The organism is Martinezella rhizogenes, assembly GCF_000799715.1.
GTDB lineage: Bacteria > Pseudomonadota > Alphaproteobacteria > Rhizobiales > Rhizobiaceae > Rhizobium > Rhizobium rhizogenes_C.
Genome location: NZ_JUHG01000019.1, coordinates 73,596 through 87,323 on the forward strand (window position 1 = coordinate 73,596; position 13,728 = coordinate 87,323).

Sequence of the window (13,728 nt, forward strand, 5' to 3'; positions counted from 1 at the left end):
ACTGTGCTAGCTTGCTTTAAGCATGTCACGCGCCCGCCTTCCGAAATCAGCGGGAGGTCCCGCAACCATCAACAGATTTCGTGTGGCCTGGGCTGATGCCGGGAAGAGCTGCACAATCCTCGCGATGACCGGCACGCTCGGCGCCACATGTTCGCATTGCCACCAAGTGCCATCCGGCTTCGTTGCGATCGCAATCTGGTCGGAGACAAAGATCAGCCACTCACATAATGCGAAATGACCGCCGCGATCTGGTCCGAATTCAAATACCCCATCTGGGATCTCATCAGCGTACCCAATTGCTCGCTCGACAGGTTCGCAATGTCTTGCGTCGACAATCCCGCCACACCGGTTGAACTGAACGACGCGATATCGTCGGTCGAGAAGGTTGCCAGCTCCGCCGTGGTCAGTGCCGCAACTTGCGCCGACGTCAAGCCACTGACCTGGCTCGAGGTCAAAGCCTCGGCTTGCTCCGTCGTCAGGGTGGCGATGACGCTCGTCGTCAACCCCGCGATCGCGCTCGAATTCAAGAGGATGATTTCATCGGTCGAGAAGAGGGCGAGGTCGTCCGCGTCAAGCGCGGCAAGCTGTACAGCATTCAGGGCACTGATCTGCGACGTGGACAGGGCCGCGATTTGATCGGTGCTCATGGCCGCCACTTGGCTGTAACTCAGCGAAGCGACCTGGTTTGTGGTCAATGTGGCGATCTGATCGGTGGACAGCGCGGTGATAAAAGCCGTTGATAATCCCGATATGGAGTTCGAGCTGATCGCCGCGAGTTCTGCGGTCGAGAAGGTTCCCAGATCTTCCGTGCTCAGGCCGGCGAGACCGGCCGAACTCAAGGCGGCAATCTGCGTGGTGGAGAGCACTTCGATCTGCTCGATGCTCAGGGCTGCGACCTGCGCGCTGCTCAGACCGGCAAGGCTTGCCGTGCCCAAAGCGGCGATCTCAGCCGTGGAGAGCGACGCGATAAAGGCCGTGGGCAATCCCGTTATGGCGCTCGAACTGATCGCCGCGATGTCGGTGGCTGAGAAGGTATCCAGATCCGCCGTGGTCAGACCCGCGACACCGAGCGACGTCAAGGCGGCAATCTGAGCGGTGGAAAGTGCTTCAATCTGCTCGACGCTCAGGGCATCGACCTGGACACTGCCCAGACCAGCAATGCCGGCCGTGCTCAGTGCCGCGATTTGCGCGGTCGACAAGGCGGCGATATCGGCGGTGCTGAGCACGGCAACCTGCTTGGAACCGAGCGCCCCGACCTGAGCCGTCGTCAGGGCTTCCACCTGATCGGTGCTCAGCGTGGCGATCTGCGTGGTGGTCAGTCCGGAAACGCCGGAGGCGCTCAAGGCCGCGATCTGAGCCGTCGAAAAGCCTGCTATCGTCGCCGTCGACAATCCCGATATGGCGCTGGAACTGATCGCCGCCATGTCGGCGGTTGAGAACGTCCCGATATCGTCCGTTCCCAGGGCCACAATCTGCTTGGAACTGAGAGCGCCGACCTGGGCGGTCGTCAAGGCTTCCACCTGGTCGGTGCTCAGCGAGGCAATCTGCTCGGTGGTCAGACCCGCGATGCCGGCTGTGCTCAGGGCCACGATCTGCGCGGTCGTCAGGGCAACTATCGTCGCCGTCGACAATCCCGATATGGCTGTCGAGCTGATCGCCGCGATATCGGCGGTCGAAAAGGCGTCAAGATCGTCAGTCCCCAGGGCCGCAATCTGCTTGGAACTGAGAGCACCGATCTGGGTCGTCGTCAGAGCCTCGGCCTGGCCGGTACTCAATGCGACAACCTGCTCGGTGGTCAGACCTGTAATGCCGGCCGTGCTCAGTGCTGCGATTTGCGCGGTCGACAGAGCCGCGATATCGGCGCTCGTCAAGACAGCGACCTGCTTGGAACCGAGCGCGCCGACCTGAGCCGTCGTCAATGCCTCGAGCTGATCCGTACTCAAAGCCGCTATCTGCGCGGTGGAAAGGCCCGCAATGCCGGCTGTGCCGAGCGCCGCGATCTGCGCCGTCGAAAAGGCCGCTAGCGTGTCCGTGGACAATCCCGTTATCGCGCTCGAGCTGATCGCCGCAATATCGGCGGTCGAGAAAGTCTCGAGATCGTCCGTTCCCAGGGCTACAATCTGGGTTGAGCTCAGCACCGCAACCTGGGGCGTCGTCAGGGCCTCCGCCTGGTCGACACTCAACGCAGTAATCTGCTCGGTGGTCAGACCTGTAATGCCGGCCGTGCTCAAAGCCGCGATCTGCGCAGTCGACAGGGTCGCGATATCGGCGGTCGTCAAGACAGCGATCTGCTTGGAGCCAAGCGCGCCGACCTGAGCCGTCGTCAGGGCCTCGAGCTGGCCGGTGCTTAAAGCCGCTATCTGCGTGGTGGAAAGACCTGAAATGCCGGCCGTGCCGAGCGCTGCGATCTGCGCCGTCGAAAAGGCCGCTAGCGTGTCCGTGGACAATCCCGTTATCGCGCTCGAACTGATCGCCGCGATATCGGCGGTCGAGAAAGTCTCAAGATCGTCCGCTCCAAAGGCGGCAATCTGGGTTGAACTCAGCACCGCGACCTGAAGCGTCGTCAGGGCCTCGGCCTGGTCGGTGCTCAATGCGGAAATCTGCGCCGTGGTCAGACCCGCTATGCCAATCGTGCTCAGGACCACCATCTGTGCGGTTGACAGGGCCGCGATATCGGCGGTCGTCAAGGCGGCAACCTGCTTGGAACCAAGCGCGCCGACCTGAGCCGTCGTCAGGGCAGCAACCTGAGCTGTGCCCAGGGTCCCTATCTGCGAAGCAGTCAGGCCCATAATGCCGGACGTGCTCAGCGCGGTGACCTGCGCGGTGGAAAGGGACGCGACGGCACCTGTGCTCAGGGCGGCGATCTGCACAGAACCAAGTACGGCAACCTGCCTGGTCAGCAAGGCATCCACCTGAGCGGTGTTCAGGGCGGCGATCTGTTTGGTGGAAAGGCCGGTAATCCCGGCGGTACTCAGGGCCGCGATCTGCCCAGTCGAAAGAGCGGCTATGACAGCCGTGGACAGTCCCGATACGGCACTCGAACCGATCGCCGCGATATCCGCGGTCGAGAAGGTCGCTATGTCGTCCGTATCCAGCGCCGCAAGCTGCGTAGAACTGAGCGCGGCGACCTGGATCGTCGTGAATGCCTCGGCCTGAGCGGTGCTCAGGGCAACGATCTGTTTGGTGGAAAGGCCGGTGATGCTGGACGTGCTCAGGGCCGCAATCTGGGCCGTCGAAAGGGCTGCTATGACAGCCGTGGACAATCCCGATACGGCACTCGAATTGAACGCCGCAATGTCCTTGGTCGAGAAGGTCGCTATGTCCCCCGTATCCAGCGCAGCAAGCTGCGTGGAATTGAGAGCCGCGATCTGAGCCGTGGTCAACGCTTCAAGCTGGCTGGAGCTCAGGGCGGCGATCTGGCTGGTCGTCAGGCCTGCTATGCCACCCGTGCTCAGGGCCGCGATCTGATCCGTCGAGAGCGCTGCTATGACAGCAGTGGATAGTCCCGATATGACACTCGAACCGATTGCCGCGATATCCTTGGTCGAGAAGGTCGCTATGTCGTCCGTGCTCAAAGCTCCGGCTTGTTTGGACGTGAGGGCGGCAACCTGAGCGACCGTCAATGCCTCGGCCTGGCCGGTGCTCAGGGCGGCGACCTGCTTGGTGGAAAGACCGGCAATGCCGGACGAGCTCAGGGCGGCGATCTGATCCGTCGAAAGGGCGGTGAGAAGAGCAGTGCTCAGGGACGCGACCTGCGTCGAGTTCAGCGCCGCAACCTGCTTGGTCAGTAACGCGTCGATTTGACCGGTGCTCAGGGCATTGATCTGTTCGGTCGTCAGACCTGCAATGCCGGCCGTGCTCAGGGCAGCGACCTGATCCGTCGAAAGGGTTGCCATGGCAGCCGTGGACAATCCCGATATGGCGCTCGAGCCGATCGCCGCGATATCCTTGGTCGAGAAAGTCGCTAAATCATCCATCTCCAGAGCGGCAATCTGGGTCGAGCTCAACGCCGCGACCTGGGTCGTCGTCAATGCCTCGGCTTGCGCTGTGCTCAGGGCGGCGATCTGGTCGGTGGTCAGGCCCGCGATACCCGATGCGCTCAGGGCAGCAACCTGCGCAGTGGACAGGGCGGCGACAACAGCGGTGCTCAGGACGGCGATCTGGTTTGAACTGAGCGCCGCAACCCGAGCGGTGGTCACGGCAGCAATTTGCGCCGTGCTCAGGGCCGCAATCTGGCTGGTCGTCAGACCCGCAACGCCGGACGCGCTCAAGGCGGCGATCTGATCTGTCGAGAGGGCCGCAACAGCAGCCGTGCTCAGGCCCGACATGGCCGTACTGGTGATCGCCGCGATATCGGCGGTCGAGAAAGTGGCGATGTCATCGGCTCCCAGGGTATTAATCTGGGCTGAACTCAGCACTGCGACCTGGGTCGCCGTCAACGCCTCGGCCTGCACCGTGCTGAGAGCATAAATCTGGCTGGTGGTCAGACCCGCGACACCAGACGCGCTCAGGGCAGCAATCTGCGCGGTGGAAAGAGATGCGATAATATCCGTGCCCAGGGCCGCGACTTGCGTTGAACTCAGGACCGCGATCTGCTTGGTGAGCAAGGTGGCAATTTGAGCGCTGCTCAAAGCGTCGATCTGGGTGGTGGTCAAGCCTGCTATCCCAGCCGTGCCCAGGGCAGAAAGCTGATCCGTTGAGAGAACGGCAATGACAGCCGTGCTCAAGCCCGATATCGCTTTGCTGCTGATCGCCGCGATATCGGCGGTCGAGAACGTCGCTAGATCATCCGTCTCCAGAGCGGCAATCTGCGTTGAACTCAGCGCTGCGACCTGGGCCGTCGTCAATGCCTCCGCCTGCGCCGTGCTCAGGGTATCGACCTGATCGGAGGTCAGACCCGCAATGCCGGCCGTGCTCAGGGCCGCGATCTGAGCGGTGGAAAGGGATGCGATAACATCCGTTTCCAGAGCCGCGACTTGCTTTGAACTCAGCACGGCAACCCGGGCGGTGGTCAAAGCGGCGATTTGCGCCGTGCTCAACGAGGCGATCTGGTCGGTCGTCAAACCCACAACGCCGGCGGAGCTCAAGGCTGCGATCTGAGCGGTCGAGAGGGCGGTGACAACAGCCGTGCTCAGTCCCGAGATGGCCTTACCGGTGATCGCCGCGATATCGGCGGTCGAGAAAATGGCGATGTCATCCGTCCCGAACGCGGAAAGCTGAGTTGAACTCAGCGCCGCGGCCTGGGTCGTCGACAATACCGCAACCTGCGCTGTTTTCAGGGCGTCGATCTGATCGGTGGTCAGACCTGTAATGCCGGCCGTGCTCAGGGCCGCGATCTGCGCGGTGGAAAGGGATGCGATAACATTCGTGCCCAGAGCCGCAACCTGCGTTGCCTTGAGCACCGCAACTCTTGACGTGCTCAAGGCTGCAAGCTGACTGCTGCTCAGGGTGGCGACCTGGCTGGTCGTCAATCCAGTGATTGCGCTCGTGCTCAGGACCGCAATCTGCGCGGTGGAAAGTTCCGCGACGACGCTCGGGCTCAGGCCCGCTATGGCTTTACTGGTGATCGCCGCGATATCGGCAGTCGAGAAGGCCGCCAGGTCATCCGTCCCCAAGGCAGAAAGCTGTGTCGAGCCGAGTACGGCAACCTGGGTCGTCGTCAGGGCCCTAGCTTGGCCGGTGCTCAAGGATGCAATTTGGCTGGTCGTCAGCCCAGTGATCGCGCTTGTGCTCAGGGCAGCGATCTGATCCGTCGACAGAGCCGCCATAAGGCTCGCGCTCAAGCCCGACATGGCTTTGCTGGTGATCACCGCGATATCGTCGGTCGAGAAGGTGGCGATGTCATCCGTCCCCAGGGCCGCAATCTGCGTTGAGCTCAGCACTTTCACCTGCAAGGTCGACAGTGCCTCGGTCTGCGCCGTGCTCAGGGCATCGACCTGACTGGTCGTCAGGCCGGCGATAGCGCCCGTGCTCAGGGCCGCAACCTGCGCGGTGGAAAGCATCGCGATGTCGTCCGTGCTCATGACCGCAATTTGCGACGCTTTAAGAGCGCCGAGCTGGGTCGTCGTCAAAACGGCAATCTGTGCTGTGCTCAAAGAGGCGACCTGGCCGGTCGTCAGGCCAGCGATCATGCGCGTGGTCAGGGCCGCAATCTGGTCCGTCGACAGGGCCGCGATCTGCGCGGTCGTCAGACCGACGACCGTGCTCGTGCCCAAGGCCACAATCTGATCCGTCGACAGGGCTGCGATAACAGCCGTGCTCAGTCCCGCTATGGCTTTACTGGTGAACGCCGCCATATCGGCGGTCGAGAAGGTGGCAATGTCATCCGCGCCTAGAACGGCAGCCTGGGTTGAACTCAGCACCTTCACCTGAGAAGCGGACAGTGCCTCGGCCTGCCCTGTGGAAAGGGCGGCGATCTGGTCGGTCGTCAGGCCTGTAATGCCGACGGTGCTCAGAGCGGTAATCTGCGCCGTGGAAAGGGATGAAATAATATCCGTCCCCAGAACCGCAATCTGCTTGGAACTCAGCGCCACGATCTGGGTCGTCTTCAAGGCCTCGGCCTGCGCCGTGCTCAAGGAGACAATCTGATCGGTCGTCAAACCCGCAATGCCGGCCTTGCTCAGCGCGGCGATCTGATCGGTCGAGAGGGCGTCTATAAGCCCCGTGCTCAAGCCCGCTATGGCTTTGCTGGTGAGCGCCGCCATATCGGCGGTCGAGAAAGTGACGATATCATCCGTTCCGAGCGCCGCAATCTGGGTTGAGCTCAACACTGCGACTTGGGTTGCCGTCAATGCCTCGGCCTGCGCCGTGCTCAAGGCAGCAATCTGATTGGTCGTCAGGCCCGTAATGCTGGCGGTGCTCAGGGCGGCAACCTGCACGGTCAAAAGCGCCGCAATATCATTCGTGCCCATCACCGCGATTTGCGATGCCTTGAGCGCCCCGAGCTGGGTCGTCGTCAGGGCGGCAATCTGCGCTGTGTTCAGGGCGACAATCTGGCTGGTCGTCAGGGCGGCAATCGCGGCCTTGCTGAGGGCGGCAACCTGCGCGGTCGAAAGCGCCGTGATGTCATTCGTGTCCATGACCGCGATTTGCGATGCTTTAAGAGCGCCGAGCTGGCTCGTCGTCAAGGCGGCAATCTGCGCTGTGCTCAGGGCGACAATCTGACCGGTCGTCAGGCCCGCAACACCGGATGTGCTCAAGGCAGCGATCTGTTCCGTCGAGAGCGTCGCTACAAGGCTCGTGCTCAAGCCCGGTATGACTTTGCCGGTGATCGCCGCCATATCATCGGTTGAGAAGGTGGCTATATCATCCGTCCCGAGTGCGGCGATCTGGATTGAGCTCAGGACCTTCACCTGGGAAGCGGACAATGCCTCGGCTTGCGCTGTGCTCAAGGCGACAATCTGGGTCGTCGTCAGGCTCGCGACCGCAGTCGTGCTGAGCGCGGCAATCTGCGCGGTGGAAAACGCCGCGATGTCGTTCGTATCCATGACGGCGATTTGCGATGCCTTGAGGGCGGCGACCTGGGTCGTCGTCAAGGCGGCAATCTGCGATGTGCTCAGGACGGCGAGCTGGGTGGTCGTCAGGCCCGCAATACCGGAAGCGCTCAAGGCGGCGAGCTGACCCGTCGAGAGGACTGCAATGGCGGATGTGGACAGACCTGATACGGCTTTATTGGTGATCGCCGCCATATCGCCGGTCGAGAAAGTGGCGATGTCCGCCGTGCTCAAAGCCGCGAGTTGCAACGAACCAAGGGCGCCGACTTGAGACGAGCTCAAAGCCTCTGCCTGGTCCGTCGTCAAGGCACTGATCTGCGTGGTGGTGATCGCCGCGATCTGGAGCGAGCTCAGACCCTCGATGTCGGACGCCGTCAGAACCGCCAACTGGTCCATGGTCAAACCAACGATGGCACTTTGTGAAATAGCATTTAACTGCTGGGTGCTGAGGACTTCGACATCTTCCGTGTCCAAAGCGGCAATTTGAGCCGACGAAAGCACGTTGATCTGTTTTGTGGAAAGCGACGCCACGTCTTCCGTCGTCCAGGCCGCGACCGCGGCGGTGGAAAGCGACCTGATCTGACTGATGCTCAGGGAAGAAACGATCGAAGTCATGTGTGAAAACTCTTGCGTTAGCTAATACAAAAAAATCCAGCGCCTCGACGGCCGGCATCGCCCGTCTGGCCAGGCTCTGAAAGAACTAACGATATTAAAATTCACCGCCCGGCAAAGAACAGCATAGTCAAATTGGCTTGCCCGAACCTGTGGTTGGCACATTGAGCCGCACTGGATTTGGCGGCCATCAGGCATCGCAAAGCTAACAATCCCCGGAGGTGCCTTGGACATAAGACAGCGGCCGAGATGCAGCGACCGCCAATTCGCGACGCGCATAGGCAGCGTAAAGATACCGACCAACGAGCTCGCTGAACTCCGCTGGCTTCACACCCCGGACCCCTAACGCACCCAATGTGACGATGCGCCGTCGGCGGTCGATCTTGCTATAGATCGCACGCCAATTTTTCTGAGGCACGGCGGCGTCTTGGTGGAGCCAGAGGCGCAGGGCGAAGCGGCTCGACGCATAGACCGCGTAATCGGCGATTTCCGTCCAGGCAATGGGCCTGTCCAACCGCGAAGAGATCAATCCATCCGGGTTCAGCACCATGAGCGGTCTTGCCGCGCTCCGATAGAGAAAAGCTGCATAGATGGCGCATGCCGTGGCGCCCGTGCCGGTGACGGCGGCCATCATCAGCTGCCCGAATTTGTCGTAACCGAGACCAGCCTGTGCGGAAAATACGACGACCGACAAACCAAATGCACCGAAGATTCCCGCCACGATCCCCATCGTCCAGATCATCGGCTTGACGTTGTCATAGACAACGGTCTCCCCGGCGACATCGGCGACGACCTGTTCAAGCGCTTCGCGACGAATGGCGCGCACTTCGCGCGCGTCATCGATGAAATCCTGGCTCAAACGGCGGCACAAGCCTGTCCAATCCGGAAACAGCTCATGCACGAAGGATCGGACGCCCTGCTCCGGCCGGCGTGTTGCCCTTCTCAGAAGATCTTCGTCAACGTCTACACCCAAGGCCGATATGCGCCGGATCGTCGGTGGATGGCTGTCCGTCGGGTGCGGTTGCCGGTCTTCAAGGAGCGGAACGGGATCGGCCCATCCTTCCGTGCGGACAAGCTCCGTCGTCTGCGCAACGAGATCGTGCAAAACATCATTATGGGCGGCATGATCGGATTCTGAATGGGCCTTGCCGAGAACGTGGCTGATGGCAGGAGCAATGACACCCGTGCGGATCAGCGCCGAGGCGGCGTCTGCCGGCGTACCGAGCAGACTGCCCATGCGATCGGCTTCGAATTCTCGCAGTCGGCTCCAGTGCCAGACCGCGTGATCGAACCGCTGGATAGCATGAAAGCCGAGCCTGACCGCGGGATACAAAACGAAACGACCACCATCGACTCGTTTCAGTGCCGTCAGCGCGCGCCAGAAGCCTGCGTAAATCGGGGAAAAACGCTGGCTATAGCTGGTGTCCTCGCCGGAAAAATGCGCAAATTCATGGCCGATGATGGTTGTGATTTCGGGCCGGTCGAGCAGATCGAGATAAGGCGCGGGCAGATAGAGCGACCGTCCGGTCAGCAGCCTGTCTTCCGGCCACAGATGCACTTGGCTTTCGGTAACAAAAAAGCCTTCGGTAAGGCCGACGATGATCGTATCGGGCAGCAAGGCGTTTTGCCGATCGGCCAGGCTACGGGCGAAACGCCAAAGTTCCGGCGCCTCCGCTTCGCCAATGGCTCGTCCCGAGACGTCAAGCGGCTCGGGCGTGAACAGCGCAAAGACGTCCCGCAGTCCGCGCACCGCCATGAAGGCGCTATAGACCGCCACGACAGCCAGAACCACCGCGGCGGCGAAGAGTTTGGCGCTTCCCGCCGTCAACTCCGCCCATAGGCCAATGCTGATCGCCTCGAACAATATCGCCGAGCTCACACCAATACAAAACCCGATCACCAGCATTGCCAGAATGAACGGCAGAACAGATCCCAGACGTTGAAAGCTCCTGATCAACTGGCGTTGAGAGCGCCGCGCCCGCAGCCCGCTCAGTGTCGCGGTGATGAGACCGGCGCCGCCGCCCATGAATGCAAGAACCGCTCCGCCGATCGTCACCCAGACAAGTGGCTGGCGAATCCGGGAAATCTCAAGATCCTCGTCGGTTTGAGAAAGGGCGCGCTCGATCCGCGAAATGGCAACCTGGGCGGAGAGGTGGATAGGCCCGCCATCTCCCTGGAAGGTAAGATTGGCATTCGGATCGGTTGCCGTGACTTCCTTTACCTGGGCAAGGGTCGTCGAGAGTTCGGCCGAAGAGCGACCCGCGCTTTCAAGGGTCTCGGCCGCACGCTGTGCCTGCCAGAGCCCCAAGGCGACCAGCGCGATGGGCACAAGAAGAACCCATACGATCAAAACCAGGCTCGCGCGGATATCAGTCCTGCGGTTGCCGCTGGTTTGGGTCACATTCATCTCGTGTGATGCTCCATGCCAATTCGCAGCGTCGAAAGCCTTGCCGCGAGGTTTTCTACCATAGCGGTATCGACTTCCCCACCGAAAACATCAGCGTTCAGAGCGTAAACGGCATCAAGGTTGCGCCTCAGCCCTACGGCGGCGAAATCGCCGCCGTGCTATCCGCCTTGAAAGCCGGTCCGTGTTTATTTCCACGCCGAAAGCGAGAATGGAGCGACCTCCTGCCCGCCGAGCACAAATTCCCGCTCTCCGGGAATTGTCCACGCATTCGGCCCGTAATTGAAGGCGAATGTCACATTGCCGGCCCGGCGAAGACGGATGAAATCAGGCAGCACCGCGGTTTGCAGGTCGAGGCTGGTGGCGAGGTGGGACATCAGGTTGCCGAGAAGCGCGCCGTCCGCCCAGCAGGCCAGGTAGACATATCTTCCCTTCGACACCAAAGCGGGACTGCCGTCTTCAAAGGTCGATACGACATTCGTATCCGACTGCGTCTCGAGATGTTCCCGCCATCTCGTCGCCTGGCCGTTGACCAGACCAACCAGCGAAGCACTCAAGCCCGGACGCAGGGAGGCAACCTGCGTGATCCTGACGCCGGTGAGTTCACCGATCGGTCCGGGCGGAAGATTGGCTGGAATGCGGAAGTTGCGGTCCCGCGATCCGGTCCGTGGACCGAAAAGCACGGTCCCGTCCGCCTGCTCGAATGCAGCCAGTGCCGCATCCGATACGTGCATCAGGCAGGGGACGAGAACCAGCTTGTAGCCCTTCAGGGAATGACCCGGACGGACGAAATCGACGTCGAGCCCGAGCTTCCTGACAGCCTCGTACCAGCGGAAGGCAAGCTCTTCATAACGGAAATCCTTGCCCTGCGGCTGGATGACGGCGGACCAGTAGCTTTCGTAGTCGTAGACGATAGCCACAGGTGCCTGAACCGCTGCCGGTAATGATCCGACGGCATCGATCTCACGCCCGACGATCTCGGCTTCCTTGCCGCCCGGCGAAAGTTCGTCGAGCCCCGGCAGGTTCAGGCCGGCATGCATCTGCTCCTGCGCGAACGGCGCCTGGCGCCAGCGGAAATAGCTGACAACCTCGGCTCCGTGAGCGAGACCTTCCCAGCTCCACAGGCGCACCATCCCCGGCTTGGGGACCGGGTTCCACGGCGCCCAGTTCACAGGCCCCGGCTGCTGCTCCATGATCCAGAACCGGCCATTGCCGACGCCACGATAGAGATCGTGATGAAAGGCGGCGATATCGGGGTGGGATGTCTCCGCCCAGCGCACGCGCTCTTCCTCGCTGAAGGGAAACTTCTCCACGAAGCCGATCGGATAGGAATCCCAGGAGGCAAGATCCAGGTTCTCGGCGACTTTCCAATGATCGAAATCGTTGACGAAGCCCATGAAATTATGGGTGATCCAGCGGTTCGGGGAGTGTTTCCGGATGATGTCGCATTGCATGCGGTCGTAAGCTGCGATCTGGTCGGAATGGAAGCGCCAGAAGTCGAGCCGGACGGCGGGGTTCGTTTCCGTCACCGTCAGGTTCGGCAGCACGACGTCCTCGAAGCTCTGGACTTCCATCGACCAGAAGACGCTGCCCCAGGCTTCGTTCAATTGCTGTGCTGACTGGTAGCGGAGGCGAAGCCAGCGGCGAAACGCCTTCAGATCCTCGGCACCCCAGGAGAGGCTGGTGTCGTGGCATCCGTACTCGTTATCCGTCTGCCAGCCGACGAGACCGGGGTGCTCGCCATATCGCTTCGCGATCGTCTCGACGATGCGTTCAGATTCCTTCCACCAGACGTCCGAGGAGAAGGTATAATGACGGCGCGAGCCGAAGCCCCGCACCCTGCCCTGCTCGTCCACCGGAGCGATCTCCGGATATTCGTCCATCAGCCATTTCGGCGGCGTTGCGGTCGGCGTGCCGAGCACGACTTTCAGGCCGGCGGCCGCCAGCGTGTCGATCGCCCGGTCGAGCCAGCCGAAATCGAAAGAGCCGCGCGTCGGCTCGAGGCGCGACCAGGCGAACTCGCCGATCCGCACATAAGAGATGCCAAGCGCCCGCATGCGATGCGCGTCTTTTTCCCACCAGCTCTCGGGCCAATGTTCCGGATAATAGCAAACGCCAAGCATTATTTCGTCAGATCTCCGTTGAGAATGGCGTTACCGGCATCGTCGAACAGATGGCAGGCAGCCGCTGGAATATGGATGGAGAAATCGTCGCCGGGCTTCGCCTGCGCCAGACCGTCCGCCTTCACCGCAATCTCGGTGCCATCGGTAAGGCCGATATAGAACATGGTTTCCGAACCGAGATATTCGGCGAGACGCACCTTGCCCTGAAGCGTTGCGTCACCGCCTTCGCTGCGATCGAGGTGCTCGGGGCGGATGCCGAGGGTAACCGACTGGCCTTCCTTCACCGAACCGCCTTTCAGCGTGATCGACTGGCCGCCGGGAAGATCGACCTTCACGCCGCCATCAACCGGTGACGCCTTGGTCTTGAGGAAATTCATCTTCGGCGATCCGATGAAGCCGGCGACGAAGATGTTCTTCGGCCGATGGTAAAGCTCCAGCGGCGATCCGACCTGCTCCACCAATCCGCCCTGCAACACGACGATCTTATCAGCCATGGTCATCGCCTCGACCTGGTCGTGGGTGACGTAGATCATCGTCGTGCGGATATCCTGATGCAGCTTGCTGATCTCCGTGCGCATCTGGACCCGGAGCGAGGCATCGAGATTGGACAACGGCTCGTCGAAGAGAAACACCTGCGGATTGCGCACGATGGCGCGGCCGATGGCGACGCGCTGGCGCTGACCGCCCGAAAGCTGGGACGGCTTGCGGTCGAGCATGGACTTCAACTGCAGCATCTCGGCGGCAGCATCGGTGCGGCGGGCAACCTCAGCCTTGGAATGGCCGGTCATGCGCAGGCCGAAGCCGATATTTTCCGCCACCGTCATGTGCGGGTAGAGAGCATAACTCTGAAACACCATGGCGACCCCGCGCTCGGCGGGACCGACCCTGGTCATGTCATTGCCGCCGATCTTGAGTTCCCCGGAGGAAATATCCTCAAGCCCCGCGATCATGCGCAAAAGGGTGGACTTGCCGCAACCGGACGGTCCGACGAAGACGCAGAACTCGCCGTCTTCGATCGCCAGATCGACGCCCTTGATGACGCTGGCAGCACCAAACTGCTTCGTCACGCGGTTAAGCGTTACATTCCCCATGAGAC

The 13,728-nt window shown here is 61.5% G+C and carries 4 protein-coding genes; all 4 read right to left on the reverse strand.

From position 1 onward, the window contains the following. Positions 1 to 212: 212 nt before the first annotated feature. The 4 genes from EX00_RS28205 to EX00_RS28220 all read right to left on the reverse strand — a co-directional run bounded on the left by EX00_RS28205 (position 213) and on the right by EX00_RS28220 (position 13,723). Positions 213 to 8,108: a beta strand repeat-containing protein gene (locus EX00_RS28205; protein WP_047465327.1), complete on the reverse strand. Its 7,896-nt coding sequence runs from the start codon at positions 8,106 to 8,108 to the stop codon at positions 213 to 215. Positions 8,109 to 8,310: 202 nt separating this feature from the next. Then, on the reverse strand, positions 8,311 to 10,512 hold the full coding sequence (locus EX00_RS28210; protein WP_047465329.1) for a M48 family metalloprotease: 2,202 nt from the start codon (positions 10,510 to 10,512) through the stop codon (positions 8,311 to 8,313). A gap of 185 nt (positions 10,513 to 10,697) precedes the next feature. Further along, a complete protein-coding gene (locus tag EX00_RS28215; protein WP_047465331.1) occupies positions 10,698 to 12,632 on the reverse strand; it encodes a beta-galactosidase in 1,935 nt (644 codons plus the stop codon). Further along, positions 12,632 to 13,723 carry an ABC transporter ATP-binding protein gene (locus EX00_RS28220; RefSeq protein WP_047465333.1) on the reverse strand — a complete coding sequence of 364 codons (1,092 nt, stop codon included), beginning with the start codon at positions 13,721 to 13,723 and terminating at the stop codon, positions 12,632 to 12,634. The genes EX00_RS28215 and EX00_RS28220 overlap by 1 nt, the downstream gene beginning before the upstream one ends. Positions 13,724 to 13,728 lie beyond the last annotated feature (5 nt).